The organism is Vibrio sp. PNB23_22_6 (assembly GCF_052877535.1).
In genome coordinates, this window is record NZ_JBNFXP010000003.1 from 173,864 (window position 1) to 191,065 (window position 17,202).

Annotated in this window: 13 protein-coding genes and 1 other RNA gene; 11 read left to right on the forward strand and 3 right to left on the reverse strand. The window is 44.9% G+C overall.

Annotated features, from left to right (window positions below; all coding sequences use genetic code 11):
- Positions 1 to 119 precede the first annotated feature (119 nt).
- The 3 genes from ACVA54_RS03955 (at position 120) to ACVA54_RS03965 (ending at position 3,253) form a co-directional block, all read left to right on the forward strand.
- A complete protein-coding gene (locus ACVA54_RS03955; protein ID WP_119463420.1) occupies positions 120 to 2,123 on the forward strand; it encodes a GGDEF domain-containing protein in 2,004 nt (667 codons plus the stop codon).
- 136 nt (positions 2,124 to 2,259) lie between these two features.
- Positions 2,260 to 2,356: signal recognition particle sRNA small type (ffs, locus tag ACVA54_RS03960), an RNA gene on the forward strand.
- A 162-nt stretch (positions 2,357 to 2,518) separates the two neighbouring features.
- Entirely contained in the window at positions 2,519 to 3,253 is a 735-nt protein-coding gene (locus tag ACVA54_RS03965; protein ID WP_099078557.1) for an RNA methyltransferase, read from the forward strand.
- A 71-nt stretch (positions 3,254 to 3,324) separates the two neighbouring features.
- Here ACVA54_RS03965 and fdxA read toward each other — a convergent pair whose 3' ends face one another.
- Entirely contained in the window at positions 3,325 to 3,648 is a 324-nt protein-coding gene (fdxA, locus tag ACVA54_RS03970) for a ferredoxin FdxA (RefSeq protein ID WP_099078558.1), read from the reverse strand.
- A gap of 230 nt (positions 3,649 to 3,878) precedes the next feature.
- Here fdxA and ACVA54_RS03975 point away from each other — a divergent pair, with 230 nt between their 5' ends.
- The 5 genes from ACVA54_RS03975 to udp all read left to right on the forward strand — a co-directional run bounded on the left by ACVA54_RS03975 (position 3,879) and on the right by udp (position 11,257).
- A complete protein-coding gene (locus ACVA54_RS03975) occupies positions 3,879 to 5,498 on the forward strand; it encodes an NAD(P)/FAD-dependent oxidoreductase (RefSeq protein ID WP_099078559.1) in 1,620 nt (539 codons plus the stop codon).
- A 347-nt stretch (positions 5,499 to 5,845) separates the two neighbouring features.
- Entirely contained in the window at positions 5,846 to 6,265 is a 420-nt protein-coding gene (locus ACVA54_RS03980) for a CBS domain-containing protein (RefSeq protein WP_099078560.1), read from the forward strand.
- 65 nt (positions 6,266 to 6,330) lie between these two features.
- Positions 6,331 to 7,785 (forward strand): MATE family efflux transporter, encoded by a 1,455-nt coding sequence (locus ACVA54_RS03985; RefSeq protein WP_099078561.1) that lies wholly within the window; start codon positions 6,331 to 6,333, stop codon positions 7,783 to 7,785.
- 99 nt (positions 7,786 to 7,884) lie between these two features.
- Positions 7,885 to 10,194, forward strand: coding sequence for a zinc/cadmium/mercury/lead-transporting ATPase (locus ACVA54_RS03990; protein WP_446649416.1), 2,310 nt, complete (start codon positions 7,885 to 7,887; stop codon positions 10,192 to 10,194).
- A 304-nt stretch (positions 10,195 to 10,498) separates the two neighbouring features.
- A complete protein-coding gene (gene udp, locus ACVA54_RS03995) occupies positions 10,499 to 11,257 on the forward strand; it encodes a uridine phosphorylase (RefSeq protein ID WP_099078563.1) in 759 nt (252 codons plus the stop codon).
- 143 nt (positions 11,258 to 11,400) lie between these two features.
- On the opposite strand, the gene ACVA54_RS04000 is transcribed toward udp, so the two are convergent.
- A complete protein-coding gene (locus ACVA54_RS04000; protein WP_119463417.1) occupies positions 11,401 to 12,561 on the reverse strand; it encodes a DUF1887 family protein in 1,161 nt (386 codons plus the stop codon).
- A 163-nt stretch (positions 12,562 to 12,724) separates the two neighbouring features.
- A complete protein-coding gene (locus ACVA54_RS04005) occupies positions 12,725 to 14,716 on the reverse strand; it encodes a methyl-accepting chemotaxis protein (RefSeq protein WP_099078565.1) in 1,992 nt (663 codons plus the stop codon).
- A gap of 233 nt (positions 14,717 to 14,949) precedes the next feature.
- Here ACVA54_RS04005 and hinT point away from each other — a divergent pair, with 233 nt between their 5' ends.
- The 3 genes from hinT (at position 14,950) to ACVA54_RS04020 (ending at position 17,160) form a co-directional block, all read left to right on the forward strand.
- A complete protein-coding gene (gene hinT / locus ACVA54_RS04010) occupies positions 14,950 to 15,300 on the forward strand; it encodes a purine nucleoside phosphoramidase (protein ID WP_099078566.1) in 351 nt (116 codons plus the stop codon).
- Between the two features lie 73 nt (positions 15,301 to 15,373).
- Complete coding sequence (locus ACVA54_RS04015) at positions 15,374 to 16,768, forward strand: COG3014 family protein (RefSeq protein ID WP_446579817.1); 1,395 nt, start codon at positions 15,374 to 15,376, stop codon at positions 16,766 to 16,768.
- Positions 16,768 to 17,160: a YcfL family protein gene (locus tag ACVA54_RS04020; RefSeq protein WP_099078568.1), complete on the forward strand. Its 393-nt coding sequence runs from the start codon at positions 16,768 to 16,770 to the stop codon at positions 17,158 to 17,160. The genes ACVA54_RS04015 and ACVA54_RS04020 overlap by 1 nt, the downstream gene beginning before the upstream one ends.
- Positions 17,161 to 17,202: the final 42 nt, after the last annotated feature.

Consider the following 17,202-nt stretch of genomic DNA (forward strand, 5'->3'; position numbering starts at 1 on the left):
TGTTTATGAAATCATTGGCAAAGTGTTATATGTTTTTGCTTTCATAATTTTTGCGTTTATAAAAATAAGAATTTAAACCTAACTATATGATAAATAGTTAATTATTAGAAACGTTGGTCATGGTAAAAGTTGTTCAAAGGTTGCTGTTTTTGGCTTGTTGTTTATTGAGCTTGAGTCTTAAATCCGAGCCCGTTAATCCTTCTCATTATCAAGTGGCGACAAAAGCAGATGATGTCGTCACTCGGGTACTGTTTGATGCAATAGCTGCAAAGTTTAATGTGTCGATTCAGTATGTTAATTATTCTAGTTTCGGTGCTGCTCTTGATTCTGTTGCTCACGGAGAGAGTGACTTCGCCGCCAATATTACTTATACCGAAGCTCGAGCACAGCACTTTAGTTACTCGCGTCCGACCAATATCGAATATACTTACCTTTACGCTTTGCACGATGCCACGTTAGATGAAGTTGCGATCGTTGGGGTGCCCCAAGGCACTATTTATGCGGAGCTGATCAAGCAAAATTACCCAGAGTTACGACAAGTGCCCTACCAGGGCCATGAAGAAGCGGTGGAATTACTCCGATCTGGGCGCGTAGATGGCGTTGTTGATGCCATCAATCAACTTAAACCTATGTTGATTGAAGGGTTCGCTGCCAAAATGCTTAATGATTATATTTCGATTAAGCCTGTCTCTATCGTTAGCAAAAGGGGCACCTACCTAGAAGAACTCGATAAATTTGCTCGTTTTATTCATAGCGAAGAGGTGCAAAAGTTATTACGTGAACAAATTGCCCTATACCAATTTGAGTTGCGCCAAGCAGCACTGAGAAAGTCAATAAAACAGCTTCCAATCGACTTAAACCAACCTATTCGAATTAAATTTGAGTCTCTTTTTCCTTATGTCATCTATCAAGATGATGGTTCGGTAAAGGGGTTGACGGCAGATGCGGTCCTGCAAAGTTGTCGTATTTTGGCATTGAACTGTGAGGTTGTTAGTCAGCCGAATGAGAGCTGGGGAACCATGTATCAACAGTTCATTCAAGGTGAGTTTGATATATTGGCACCTTTGATTATCAGTCGAGAACGACGTGAGTTTAGTCATTTCCCACAACCACACTATTGGCCAACATCAGTGATGGTGAAACGCCTTGGTTATAAGACCAACGTTTACTCTGATGTCTCACAGCTTATTTCTGAACGTATTGGAGTCGTTAAAGATGACTTCTTCGATATAATGCTGACGCAAAGGCTACCACTTAAAGATCTGATACGCTATCAAACCCAAGAGGACCTTGTAGAGGCATTGCTTGCCCACGAGGTTGATTATATCGCCATGGATACCGCGATGTTGAATCACTTTTTGCGCCAGAGTGAGCTGATTCCCATTGAGAAAGACAACGCGATTGGAGAGTTTTACCAATCTCAGCTTTCAATTGGTCTTGCGAAAAATGAGCGTGGAGAGCTACTTACACCATTTTTCAGTCTGGCGATTTCGATGTTGGATTTGGGAAAAATCGTTGCAACCTATGACCTTAGACCGGATTGGCGTACCGCGTTAGAGTATGAGGTTCGCTTAGCAACACAAACTCGATTTCTGTTTTTCTTGCTGCTTATCGTGGCGATGGGGGTCTCATTGTACCTATATAGGCAGTCTAATACCGATAACCTAACAGGCCTTAGAAACCGTCGCTCGCTGCAAGTGACGTATCGTAAAGGTGTCCAAAAGGATTTAACGATTCTTTATTTAGATATCAACAAATTCAAGCAAATTAACGATACTCATGGTCACCGAGCTGGCGATGAGGTTCTAAAATTGTTGTCGTTAAAAATACGTCGAGTGTGGGAAGGGCGCGCTTACCGTATAGGGGGAGATGAATTTATTCTTATCGGTTATCCCCCTAAGGAGCAGTTGGCGAGAGTTATACACGAGCTTAGCTTGCTTAATTTAGAATATGCACAGTTTGGTGAGCTTAGCCAAGTGACTATCTCTGTTGGGGTCTCCGAAAAACGCAGCCGGGTTGTCAGTTTGGAGCAAGCGCTACATTTAGCCGACGAAGATATGTATTTCAGTAAACAAGCATCACGCGATTATTCACTATCACATGAGTTAGCAGCACAAGCTTAACACCTTGAATTGTTCGAGTTTTGTTCAAACGGGTGTGAAAAAAGTAAATTCATCACATTAGCTCTTGCAATCTGAGAGGTGATACTGAATAATCCTCACATCATTTGAGACCAGCTCTCAAAACAGAATTATGGGGCTCTGGTCCTCTCGCAACAATAGCTCGTGAACTCGGTCAGGTCCGGAAGGAAGCAGCCGCAGCGTGTGACTTGTGTGCCGGGATGTGGCTGGGGTCCCACCCTTTATGAAGCCTGCAATATATGTTGTTGCAAGCATCACCTTTAAAAGCCTCGCTTATACAGCGAGGCTTTTTTCGTTTTCGACGTCTCTTTTGGTTCATTTTACTTTATTCTATAATTTGGCTCTCAAGTACATACCATTTTCTCCTGGGATATTTCATGATTTCAAAAAACCAACTAAAACTGCTTCGTGCTTTGGGTCAAAAGAAGCAGCGTAAAGCGCACAGCTTATTTCTGGTTCAAGGTGAAAAAAACGTGCTGGAATTAGCAAACAGTGCACTAAACGTAAAGCATATCTTTGCGACGGCAGAGTTTCTTGAACAACATCGTCAAGAGCTAAATGGTTTTGATTGCATCGAAGCATCGCTAGATGATCTTACTAAAGCAAGTACACTAGTGAGTAACAATTCGGCAATCGCTGTGGTGGAAATTCCAAATGTAAAAATACCTCCGGCGAAAGGTTTGATGATTGCACTGGATGGTGTCTCTGATCCGGGCAACTTAGGTACGATCATTCGCGTAGCAGATTGGTATGGCATTAAGCATATTATTGCGAGCACAGATTGTGCGGACCCTTATAATCCGAAAACCATCAGCGCGACCATGGGCAGTTTCGGCCGCGTACAAGTGAGCCTTGTGGACTTACCAAACTACTTAGAAGACGCAAACTTGCCAGTGTATGGCGCTTTCCTTGAAGGCGACAGCGTGCATAAGACGGAATTCTCAGCAGAAGGTATTTTGTTGATGGGCAGTGAGTCTCACGGTGTACGTGAAGCCGCATCTAAGTACGTGACGGACAAAATTACCATTCCGGCGTTTGGTGGTGCCGAGTCACTGAACGTCGCTATGGCAACGGGTATCATTTTAGACAACATGCGTCGTCAACACAGCTAATTGAGTTAACGAACCAGATACAAAAAAAGCGTAACGATTTCGGTCATTACGCTTTTTTCGCTTTAATGCGCTTACTTTTCTAGCATGTCCAACTTGTTTGGTACACCGTTCCACTTTTCCGCGTCATCCATCGCAGGCTTCACTTCCGTTTGTACCGGCCAGATTTCTGCGAGCTCAGCGTTCAGCTCTTTATAGATTTCTTGACCGTCCGGCAGTTCATCTTCTTGGAAGATTGCCGCTGCTGCACACTCGTCAACACATAAGCCACAGTCGATACATTCAATCGGGTTGATTACCATAAAGTTTGGACCTTCGTGGAAGGCATCTGCAGGGCATACCGCGACACAGTCAGTGTACTTACATTGGATACAGTTATCGGTTACGACAAACGCCATGATAATCCGCTCTTAAGTTAGTCAAAATTGAAGAATGGGGATGATACTCATCCCAAGGCAAAATTCAACATTCACTATGTTAAATCCGACTCTCCACTTGGATTTAGTATGACAGACAAACCAATTTCTCGTAAAATGCGCGCCATTGTGAGCTGACCACTATTACGTTCCTCAAATTTAACGAGGGAAATGGGGGTTGGCTAAGACACCGACAACAACGAGACATCAGTATGATTCGTATTAATGAAATTAAACTTCCTCTGGATCATGAAGAAGGCGCGCTACTCGACGCGATTACTAACAAACTTGGCATTGATGCTGAGAAAGTTATCTCTTTTAACGTCTTTAGACGCGGCTATGATGCTCGTAAGAAAACCAATATTCATCTTATTTACACGCTAGACATCATCATTGAAGGTGATGAATCTACACTGTTAGCTAAGTTCGAAAAAGATCCACACGTTCGTCAAACGCCAGATATGGAATACAAGTTCGTGGCGAAAGCACCTGAGAACCTAACAGAGCGCCCAGTGGTGATTGGTTTTGGTCCCTGTGGTCTGTTTGCGGGTTTGGTTCTCGCGCAAATGGGCTTCAACCCAATCATTGTTGAACGTGGTAAAGAAGTACGTGAACGTACAAAAGACACGTTCGGCTTCTGGCGCAAGCGCACACTAAACCCTGAATCAAACGTACAGTTTGGTGAAGGCGGTGCTGGTACGTTCTCGGACGGTAAACTATACAGCCAAGTAAAAGATCCAAACTTCTACGGTCGTAAAGTGATCACAGAGTTTGTGGCAGCAGGCGCGCCAGAAGAAATCCTATACGTAAGTAAGCCACATATCGGTACCTTTAAACTGGTTACGATGATCGAGAAGATGCGTGCGAAAATCATCGAACTAGGTGGTGAAATCCGTTTTAGTACGCGTGTAGATGATCTGCATATGGAAGATGGTCAAATCACTGGTGTGGCATTATCAAACGGTGAGGTGATTAAATCTCGTCACGTTGTGTTAGCGGTTGGTCACAGTGCACGTGATACGTTTGAAATGTTGTACGATCGCGGTGTTTACATGGAAGCAAAACCGTTTTCGGTGGGCTTTCGTATCGAGCACAAACAAGCGATGATCGATGAAGCACGTTTTGGTAAAAATGCGGGGCACCCTATTCTTGGAGCTGCAGACTACAAACTGGTTCACCATTGTAAGAACGGCCGTACGGTTTACAGTTTCTGTATGTGTCCGGGTGGTACAGTAGTTGCGGCAACCTCTGAAGAAGGTCGTGTGGTAACGAACGGTATGAGCCAATACTCACGTGCAGAGCGCAACGCAAACAGTGCAATCGTTGTTGGTATCTCACCAGAAGTGGATTACCCAGGTGATCCGCTAGCTGGTATCCGTTTTCAGCGTGAACTCGAATCAGGAGCTTACAAACTTGGTGGTGAGAACTACGACGCACCAGCACAGAAAATCGGTGATTTCCTAAAAGGTCGCGATCCAAGTGCACTAGGTGATGTCGAACCGTCATTCACTCCGGGTATCAAGTTGACTGATCTCTCAAAAGCACTACCTGCGTTTGCAATCGAAGCTATTCGTGAAGCCATTCCAGCATTCGATCGTAAGATCAAAGGATTTGCGTCTGAAGATGGTCTCCTAACTGGCGTGGAGACACGTACGTCATCTCCAGTTTGTATCAAACGTGGTAAGGATTTCCAAAGCGTGAACGTAAAAGGATTCTTCCCAGCAGGTGAAGGTGCAGGTTACGCCGGTGGTATTCTATCTGCAGGTATCGATGGTATTAAAGTGGCCGAAGCGGTTGCTCGTGATATCGTAGAAGCGATGCAAAACGCATAATTTAATCGCCTGTTAAGACGTCTAAAGCCAGCCTAATTTGAGACTGGCTTTTTTATTTCATTCTGCATAGCTAATTGTTTATGGTGCGCATTTTTATTCTGATGCAGCTCTGACTCGACTTGCGCTCAAGCTTTATACACTCTTCGATTTCCCCCCTAACTTGGTTTGCCTTTTACATTATATAAATATTCAGCGGTGTATTAATTGCTCCGTCTTATGTATCAATTCAGATAAAGAACAATAGACTAAGCCTATAAATAAAATTGCTAATTTCCATTTAGTAAAATCAAGAAATTAGACGACACTTATCTTAAGGCAGCAATAACGTGCCGATAAGGAGATTAAGAATGCACTCACTAAAAGTAAAAGATTACATGACGTTACAAGCAGTGTCCTTCACCGCAGGTATGTCGCTTACGGCGGCGCTTAATAAGGTGATGCAAAGTGTTACTCTTGGTGGTCCTGTTATCGACGAGCATGAAAAAGTCATTGGATTCCTCTCAGAGCAGGATCTTTTGGATGAACTGATTAAAACCAGTTACCACTGTCAGGATACGCATACGGTTCAAGAATGCATGCACAAAGATGTGTTGTCCGTCTCTCCAGAAATGTCGATCATTGAGTTGGCCGATATGATGAAGGTGGGGAAACCTAAAATGTATCCAGTGGTGGATGATACAGAGAAGCTTGTTGGCATGATCACTCGACGTGATGTGTTGAGGGCCATCGGAAAGTCGCTAGATGAATGCTTCCAACATCCCGTTTAGAAGCAAAACAATGTAGAGATAAGATAGAAAGGCGCCTCGGCGTCTTTTTGTCGTAAAGGAAGGATATGTCCACACAAGATGCCAAGTTTGTTCAAGGCTCTACCATGCGCCATATCTTGGTGATGTCCGGCGCTGGCTCGGTGGGGTTGATGGCACTGTTTGTTGTTGATTTACTCGATATGCTGTTCATCAGTATGCTAGGACAAGTGGAACTTGCTGCTGCGGTTGGTTTTGCTGGAACGTTAATTTTTTTCTCTACCTCAGCCTCTATTGGCACTTCTATTGCGATGGGGGCACTCGTTTCTAAAGCCATTGGTGCGAGAGATCTTGACCGTGCGAGGTTAATGAGCGGTAGTATCATGCTGACCGCTTTTATGATCAGCGTGGTCATCACCATTGGCATGTTTATTCACATTCCAGAGTTATTAGCCGCTATCGGTGCAAAGGGAGTGACTGCTGAGCGTGCACAAGCTTACCTCCACATTCTTTTGCCAAGCGCACCAATACTCGCACTCGGTATGTCTGCGGGTGCGGGACTTCGTGCTGCTGGCGATGCAAAGCGATCCATGTGGGCGACGTTATCGGGTGGCATCATCAATGCGATTCTTGATCCGTTATTTATCTTTGTTTTTAAATGGAACGTCGAAGGTGCTGCTGCTGCGTCGGTGATTGCACGCTTTACCGTATTCGCCGTTTCCTTCTACCCTTTGGTGAAAGTGCATCAATTGGTTGCTTTTCCTCGTTTTAATTTTGTTAGAAGTCACCTCAAAACTATCTTGGCGATCGCTATCCCTGCCATTATCACTAACACCGCCACACCGATTGGCAACGCGATAGTAACCACCTACATCGCTCAATTTGGTGAAGGCTTTGTTGCAGGATTTGCGGTGATAGGTCGTCTAACCCCCGTCTGTTTTGCTGTAATTTTTGCGTTGTCAGGTGCCGTTGGGCCCATCATTGGTCAGAATTTTGGTGCAGACCGCATAGATAGGGTTAAGAAAACGCTCACCGATTCGTTGTTTGTCACAACGGTGTACACTCTGGCGGTATGTCTCTTGCTTTATCTGTTGCAAGATTACATTGTTACGATGTTCAGCCTTACTGGTGATGCAGCGATCATCGTCGCCGCTTTCTGTACTTACGTAGCGATTAGTTTTGTTTTCAACGGAACCTTATTTGTGGCGAATACCTCGTTTAACAATTTGGGTCGGCCGTTGTACTCAACCGCATTGAATTTGGGGAAAGCAACGCTTGGCACGCTGCCTTTTGTTTACTTCGGCGCACAGTGGTATGGCGCACTTGGCGTGCTTTATGGACAAGCTGTGGGTACCGTTATATTCGGTGTTTTGGCTTTGGTTGTGTTGAACAAGCACATTAAAGATTTGATGCAGAATTTTGGCGAAGAGTTGGTGGAAGATGATCCGGCGATGACCTGCGTAATTACTTCTCCATTCTGTTCCCATGATGCGATGTTGATTGAAGAAATTGCAGCGGCGGTTGAAGAAAAAAACGATAATTAGTTTGCTATATTCATGTAATTGATGCTTGACCTTAGACCTAACTCTAAGGTTTATCCTTATCTGTAGGTAAAGTGTTATTACTAATAAGGAAAGCGAACTATGTGTACTAAACATCAAGGTTGCCAATCAGGCAAAATCAAAACAGCGGTGCCAATTAGTGCAGCTGACTCTTGCTGCTCACCTGCAAAACCTACGTTGACAATTTCTCAAGCAAGCGTGACTGCCTCTGGGGATTCTTGTTGCAGCGGTGGCGGCAGTTGCAGTACCGATCCCGCTGATGAAGAAGGCTCTGCCGAACCCGTCAAATCGTCAGTTCGCAATAGTTGGCTAGTCTCTGGTATGGACTGCCCATCGTGCGCACGAAAACTTGAAAAAGCGGTCGCTTCTGTCGAAGGCGTCGTCCATGTCAAAGTACTATTTGCTACGGAAAAGCTGGTTGTTGATTTTGACAATCATGCTCTTGCATCGGCGATAGAACAGACTGCCCTACAAACTGGTTTTCCACTGAGTTCGACTGATGCCCCTAAACAAAAAATGGAAAATAAAGGTTGGTTTGGCATCATTAAAGACAATATTCAGATTCTCTCTATAGCAGGTGCAATGGCATTTGCAGGCATTATTTCAGATTTTGAACCGCAGTTAAGTACATGGATCTTTACGTTGACCTGTTTACTTGGTTTGTATCCCGTTGCGCTGAAGGCGGTTAAACTGGCTCGTAGCGGAACCCCGTTTACCATTGAGACGTTAATGAGTGTTGCTGCACTTGGTGCGCTGTATCTTGGTGAAACCGCAGAAGCGGCGATGGTGTTATTGCTTTTCCTTATTGGTGAAAAGTTAGAAGCGTACGCATCCTCTCGCGCTCGAAGTGGTGTACAGGCTCTGATGGATCTGGTGCCAGAAAACACCACGCTGGTGGTTGGAGGACAGCGCAAAGAAGTGCCAGCCTCACAACTTCAACCCGGTGACGTGATTGAAGTGGCCCCCGGTGGTCGTATGCCTGCTGATGGCCTACTGCTGACTCTTGCTGCAAGTTTTGATGAAAGTGCGCTAACCGGAGAATCGGTTCCTGTTGAACATGGTGCCGGCGGTAAAATCATGGCTGGCGCAGTGGTCGTTGACAAAGTGGTTCAAGTTCAAGTCACTTCACGCCACGGCGAAAATGCCATTGATCGTATCTTACATCTGATTGAAGAAGCGGAATCGCGTAAAGCACCTCTTGAACGTTTTTTAGACAAATTTAGCCGCTGGTATACGCCTTTAATGATGCTGGTATCACTGCTCGTCATCATCACTCCTCCTTTGCTGTTTGCGCAGCCATGGGAAACCTGGGTATATCGAGGATTAGCATTGTTATTGATTGCATGTCCATGTGCTTTGGTGATCTCAACGCCAGCGGCGATCACCTCTGGTTTGGCGGCTGCCGCAAAGCGTGGCGCATTGATCAAAGGCGGGGCTGCACTCGAATTACTTGGTCGAGTTGAGTCGGTAGCATTCGATAAAACCGGAACGTTGACACAAGGTAAACCACAAGTCACGGATGTCGTCGCATTGGGTGTGAGTGAAGATCATCTATTAAGTCTCACGGCTGCAATTGAAATCGGTTCTAGTCACCCATTGGCGGTTGCGCTTGTAAACAAAGCGCAAGAGCAAGGTATTACTATCCCTGAAGCAACAGACAAAACCGCACAGGTGGGCTCTGGTGTTACCGGTATGGTAGGGGGCAAACTGGTGCAAGTGATCTCACCTTCAAAGGCGGATTTTCCATTATCGCAGGAGATCGAGCAGCGAGTGGCCAAACTGGAAGAACAGGGTAAAACCGTCGTTATTGCACGTTATGATCATGATGTGTTGGGTGTGATTGCTTGGCAAGATACATTACGCGAAGATGCGGAGCAAGCCGTCGCAGCGCTGAAGAAACTGGGTATCTCTTCCATCATGCTAACGGGTGACAATCCTCGAAGTGCCGAGTCTATTGCGGATCAAATAGGTCTGGATTACAAAGCAAGTTTGCTGCCTGCAGATAAAGTCCATTATGTCGAGCAGCTCTCTGGTCGCCACACCGTTGCAATGGTCGGTGATGGTATCAACGATGCTCCAGCGATGAAGGCCTCGAGTATTGGTATTGCAATGGGCGGTGGTACTGACGTTGCGTTAGAAACCGCAGACGCAGCGCTCACCCACAACCGCTTGGTCGAACTTCCGGTAATGATCGAACTTTCACGAGCTACTTTAAACAACATTCATCAGAACGTCGCATTAGCGCTTGGTCTGAAAGGCGTGTTCTTGGTGACTAGTTTGTTAGGTATCACAGGGTTGTGGGTAGCGGTATTGGCTGATAGTGGCGCAACTGCGCTAGTTACATTGAATGCATTAAGACTGCTTCGCTTTAAATCTAAGCAAGTTCAATAACTTAAATATTAGCCCGAGGTGCTCATTGTCTTGGTTTTTTATTGGTTACGAAACACACTGGACTCTTGGATGATTGAATTTAAAGGGCGTCATTTTCTATGCAACAAATTGGGTGCAACAAAATGACGTCCCTGCTCACAAAGTGTGACTTGATCCGATTTTATTTGAAAGTTTAAGTTTATTACATTGTTTCATTGTGACTGTGATCACTCAACATTAACAAAAGGTTCGCTACAGTGCTTCTGTACCCAACAACTTATTAATGAGCTTATTGTTTACAAAATAAGCCAAAAAGGAGCGACTTATGTCTCAAGCTGTCTTCCACTTAGGTGTTACTGAAGCCGATCTTAATGGTGCGACTCTTGCTATCATCCCTGGTGATCCGGCACGCGTTCAAAAAATCGCAGAACAAATGGACAACCCAGTATTCCTAGCAAGTCAACGAGAATACACACTATACCGTGCAGAGTTAGATGGTAAGCCTGTGGTGGTTTGTTCTACAGGTATTGGTGGCCCATCGACTTCTATCGCGGTTGAAGAGTTAGCGCAGCTTGGCGTTCGCACTTTCCTACGAGTTGGCACGACAGGTGCTATTCAACCAAACGTAAATGTAGGCGATATGATTGTAACGACCGGATCCGTTCGTCTAGATGGCGCGAGCCTACATTTTGCTCCAATGGAGTTCCCAGCAGTAGCAGACTTCGAAATTGCAGCAGCGATGAAAGCAGCAGTTGAAGAGTCTGGTGCTACCGTTCATATGGGGGTGACAGCTTCAAGTGATACTTTTTACCCAGGCCAAGAGCGTTACGACACTTTCTCTGGTCGTGTGGTTAAGCGCTTCCAAGGCTCTATGCAAGAGTGGCAAGACATGGGCGTTTTGAACTTCGAAATGGAGTCTGCAACGTTGCTAACTATGTGTGCAAGCTCAGGTTTGAAAGCAGGTTGTGTGGCGGGGGTCATTATCAACCGTACACAAAAAGAGATTCCAGATCATTCAACGCTGAAAGAAACGGAAGCTCGCTCAATTAAAGTTGTAGTAGAAGCGGCTCGTAAGATGCTTTAAGTACAACTTAATTGGCATTTAATCAAACGGGAAAAAACCAGAGGCTCGCCTCTGGTTTTTTCTATCTGCAGAATCTTATTTTGCCTGATTACGTGCAATAAAAAAGCAGCGAGAACGCTGCTTTTTTATTTGAACTCAAATGGTTAGATTTCGTCAGAGCCGCCTGCGGCTTTGAACCACGCACTCAGATGCGTTTTGAGATCTTTCAGTTCATCCGGGCCAATCAATGCTAAGCCCAAATCTTCTGCACGTGTAATATCATTATGACGTAACGGGCGGAAGCTCACGAGCATTGCTCGAGCTTGTAGGCCGCCTAATAGATCACGCAGTGATTCTAGCTTGTACAACGTATCATCGCCGTCGTCACGCATGCCTTTGGTTTTACATTCAATGATGTGCAGTTTGTTGTTAACGACGGTCGCAACATCAAGTTCATTACGAACTTCGCTTTCTCCGAGTTTGCGATAAACCTGCACATTCAAAGAACGGTCTTGAATCGTTGGCATGGTGTCTTGAATTTGCTTAACCGTGCTGTGAACTAGCGTCTCTAACCATTCACCATTCGAGAAACGGCGTGCATCTTCATCAGAAAAGGTGAGTACCCCGTTTTCGTAGGTCGCTATTTGCGCTTCGACCAAATCGGTCAGCAGCATGTTCAACTCGCGGTAGCCTTGTTGCTTCTCAGAAAGTTCAACATCCAACTTTTGCTCTTTGCGACAAGTGGTTGCTAGATAGTTCAGCGTCGCAAGGCCTGGGCCAAGCTCTAACGCGTTCGATGCCCAACGCTCCCCAAGCTCGTACAGTTTTTGGTCTAGCTGAGGAGGAAGGTCGATGTGGTGGAATTCGCCACGCGCACCAAAAATAGTCAGGTAATCGGAGATGGTAATGTGATCTTCTACTTGCGTATCGTCTTTGCCATCAGGGTATAGCCAGCAAAGTTTGTCGCTATTTGGTTCCACAACAAAGATTGGCCAATGGTAAGTACGGAACACCTCGTACACAGAAAGAAGTCGATGTCGCAGACCGCAGCTTGCGTTGAGTTTGACTTCTAACCCTCGGTTATGTAAATCCTGTGCCAGTGCTTGAATGGACTGTTTAATAAGAGAGGTATTGACCACAGAAGGAATCTCAAAAAACTCAGAGGTGATTTCTCGCTGTTCTAGTACCGTACTCAGTCGGTGATATACGCCTTCTTGGCTTTTGTCGCCAATAAACACGATATGGGTACTGATAGTACGATTATCTAATAGAGGAGTGATCAATCTCACGGGATCTTGATCAATAATACCAACATGAACAGCCATAGGTTTTCCTTCTTATTTGGCTTGCTCCAGCAGAGTAAGTTAATGGATGAGCAGGCCATAATTACCATATGTAGACAAGGCCGTAAAAAAACAAGGGTGACTCTATAAAAAGTCACCCTTCAACAGTCGGTTGGCAGAAATAGCCTAATTAACCATAGTTATACTAAAGCTTAAATTGATGGACCAATTCATTTTGTTGATGTGCAAGCTGAGTCAGTGACTCGTTGGTTTGTGCGATGCTCGTCATGGCTTGGTAGCTTTCATCTGCGATGTGATTGATATCTTCAATATTACGAGCGATATCGGCAGATGTGGCACTTTGCTCAGCAGCCGCATGGGTAATGTGGGTACTCATTTGACTGATTTCCATAATCAGTGCTTGGATATCTTCCATTGAACTATTGGCTTTTGATGCTTGCTCGACAGACATCTCCATGTCATTCATACAACTCTGAATCACTTGATTTGCAGATAACGACCTTGCTTGTAGGTTGCTAATCATCGACTCAATCTCAGTCGTGGATTGGGTGGTCTTGGATGCAAGTACGCGAACCTCATCTGCCACAACAGCAAACCCACGTCCTTGTTCTCCAGCACGCGCGGCTTCAATCGCAGCATTGAGGGCAAGCAAGTTGGTTTGCTCCGCGATATTTCGGATTACATCGAGAATTGACCCAATTTGACCGCTCATTTTTTGGAGTTCAGAAACGGCGGAGACGGATTCATTCAGGCGGGCTTCAAGCTGGTTAATGGTAGAGATATTGCTGCTCATGACATTTCTGCCTTGGTCAGAAGCGGATTCTACACGTTGAACCATCTCTAATGAGCCTTGCGCACTTTGAGCAACTTCTTGGACCGAGTTGGACATTTCTGTCATTGCTGCAGCAACACTTGCTGTCTGAGCTCGCTGCGCATTAAGCTTGGACTGCGCTTGAGATGAAGTTGATTCATTGCTAGTGGCTGTCGAGGCGAGATTCTCAGACGCATCATTAAGCTTCACTAGAATATTATGCAGATTGTCGGCAAGCGTGTTGATGTGACCACTGACGCGGCTGAATTCGTTGTTGTAACGAATGTCGATACGCTGTGTCATGTCACCTTTAGCAAGACTTTCGAGCACTGTTAGAATGCGTGTAAGTGGTTCTCGAACACTGTGAGCGATATGGTAACCAATTGCGGTAGCAAGCAGTACCACCACCACGCCAATCACGATGGCTTTCGTCACACCTTGTGAGTAAATATTTCCTGCATCTGCGAGTGATTCATTCAATTGCTCTGTTGCTGTAGTAGTAAAATGCTCCAGTATTGACATACTAGAGTCGACTTTAGCGGCGAGGTTGGCAATGTTATTGTAAAGTGCTGCTCGTGCAGATAGGTAGTTGTTGTGTTGGTCTAACACACCACCACGCATACCCACGTCACGGGTAAATTGGTCGACAGACTCACCGAACACATCTTTAAGTTCAGGCAACTGAGCCACCAAGCCGTTGAATGCGTAATTCAGATGAGTTACCGCCTTACGGTTTTTTGCTACGGCTTGCGTTACAAACTCTGGATTTGAGCTCGCTAACGCATCTGACGTAATGACTTCTGCATCTTTTAGCTTAATAAAATAGCTTTTTGCCATCACTTTAACAGAGATTCTGGATTGATCGGCCACGAACTCTTTCAGACCAACCGAAAGCTCTGTGTTCAGTTGTTGGAAGCGACGAGAAGACTTTTGCACTTCTTCTTGTGCAACAAACATCGCTTCGTAGTTGTCCATGGCTTCCTTGGCTTCGGAAAAGTAGCTTTGCTCAAGTTCTTTAAGCTGAGAAAAAGGTTCGGCTAGGGAAGGATAGGTTTGGCTAGCAACCTCGAGTTGACTCAGAGTGGCTTTAAATTGTTGTTCAGATTTGACAAAACCCTGACGCATTTCATCCATACGTTGTTTATTTTCGGTCGTTAGAAAGTCCTTAAATGACTTGTCGGCAGAAAGAAGCTCGACGCTGGTTTGGTTAGATAAAGAGACTAGCGGCAGGGATGATGTGGAGACATTCTCAAATTTTCCATGAATATCGTTCATGCCTCCCATCATAATAGCAATCGTAATAGCAAATAGGATGATGATCAGCGTGAAGCCTGCATACATCCGTTTAATAACTGAACCTCGCATAAATGAGCGTCCTCTCCCAAAAAATGGCAAAATAAATAAGAATTTTCTTAAAAGTAACAAAAGTCTTTGGATTTTATGGAATTGTAGGCGCACGTTTTATGACGCACTCGACAAAAAAAGCTTCTCCATAAGTATATATATTGATAACGTTATGTGAACACTGTTTTTTATTGAGCTCATTTTGGGCTTAACGCATACTAAATAAGTTACACACCTTATGAAATGGAGTACCCATGGCGGAAGAAACCATCTTTAGCAAAATTATCCGTAAAGAAATTCCAGCAGAATTACTGTATCAAGACGATCTTGTTACCGCGTTTCGTGATATCAACCCACGTGCGCCAAGCCATATTCTTATCATTCCTAACAAGCTGATTCCAACAGCAAATGATGTGGAAGCAGAAGATGAAGCGATGATGGGACGCTTGTTTACCGTTGCAAGAAAACTGGCGAAAGAAGAGGGCATTGATGAGGATGGCTACCGCTTGATCGTTAATTGTAACTCCCATGGTGGGCAGGAGGTTTATCATATTCATATGCATTTATTGGGCGGCCGCCCTTTAGGCCCAATGGTATTAAGTTAATTATTAAGAGGTGGATGAAGCCTCTTCATCCACTTTTTCATTCCGGTCAGATTACACATTTGTGGAGATAAATGTGAAATATGGTGTGAAGCTATTTGGATTGATTAGCTGGTCCCTACTTACTACTGGGTGCGCGAATTTTTCCGCAGGCAACTTGTTCAGTCATTACAGCGATCAAAATAAAGAAATCTATCAGGCTGTCGTTGCTGGCGAATATGCCAAAGCTGAGCAACTTCAATCGAGTGATGCCGGAGGCGACATACTTGGCAACTTTGAGCACGGCAGAGTCTCTTTTCTTGCTCAAGATTACCCCACCAGCTTAAGCGCATTAGAAGTCAGTGAACGTGCCGTGCGTAAGCAACAAGAACGCGCCACTATTTCAGCAACCGAAACGGTCACCAGTATTGGTTCGCTTGCCGTTAACGACAATTTAAATGAATATCAACCCGCCGATTATGAACTCGGCTTTTTGCATTTATACCTCGGTCTAAATTATTTACAGAAGAATGATCTTGAAGGGGCTTTAGTCGAAGTGCGTCGTGCCAACCTAGTTCAGGAAGAGGCGAGAAAAGCACGTGAGAAGCAACTTAAGCAGGCAGAAAAAGACCTTAAAAACCAAGGTGTTTTGACTGACTTAGGGAGCGTGCTTGCCAACTACCCGGATGCAGGCAAAACGCTGAGTGCGGTACAAAACGGCTACTTATTCTATCTTTCAGGTTTACTCTACGAAGCATCACGAGATTTGAATAGTGCGTATGTTGACTATCGACGAGCTTTAGCGGTTATGCCCGATAACAAGCAGGTCATTGAAAGTACGATGTATGCAGCAAAGAAATTGGGTATGCGACAAGACCTACGTTTGCTAGAAAAACGCTATGGTAGGGCACCATCCGCTTTGAGCAAATCTCAAGGCAGAGTGATCATTATTGATGAACAAGGTGTGGTAGAGGCATTGCAGGGATGGAGAATTGACTTACCGATTTACGATAGTCGCGGTGATGGGGCGATTTACTCTTTAGCGTTACCTTATTACCCCAAAAGTGGATTGCAAACATTTACAGCTATGACGCTTAACGGAAAGCCTTTGCCTGCCAATACGCTGGTGGATGTTAATGCGATGGCACAGAACGATTTGCAAGAGCGTTTAGCCAGTATTGTCATTCGTCAAGCGATGCGCGTTTGGGCCAAAGATCGCATCAGGAAAGAAGCGGCACAGGGGGATGACGTTGGTAATCTGTTGTTTAACGTTTGGAATACATTAACAGAGCAGCCAGATACGAGAAGTTGGCAGACGCTACCTGCGCAGGTAAAAACTGCCTCTCAAGTCGTTAAGCCAGGAAAGCAGCGCCTAGATATTGGCGATAAGGTATATCAGTTTGAAGTGCCAATGCAGCAAACAACCTTGGTTTGGGTTTCTCGTCAGGGAACGCATTCGACGGTGTGGCACAAGCAATTAGGGAGATTGTAATGAAAGCGTGGTTTATTAGCTTGGCAGTGATTATCGGTTTAATCGGATGTGCAGATAATACGGCCGGTATTCGAATCGACGGGCAAACACAAAATGTATTTTTTAATAACAATGTGTTGGGCAGCCGTTTGTTGGTCGACAACATAATCACAACCTATGTGGATGACCGTCCAAGAGGTATAGTGCAGTTGAGTAGCAACTACAAAGCGGACCAACATATTCTTTATCGCTTCTATTGGTACGACAACAATGGTCTGGAAGTAAACACCAACTCTGGCCCTTGGCGCAAGATGATCGTACGTGGATATGAACAAGTGACACTTTCTGAGGTGACGGTGAATCCAAACGGCACTCAATTCCGAGTTCAAATCAGAGAAGCTCAAGATAATTAAAATTTCGGCGGCGATGCTGCGAAAATACAACTAAGGAACTTT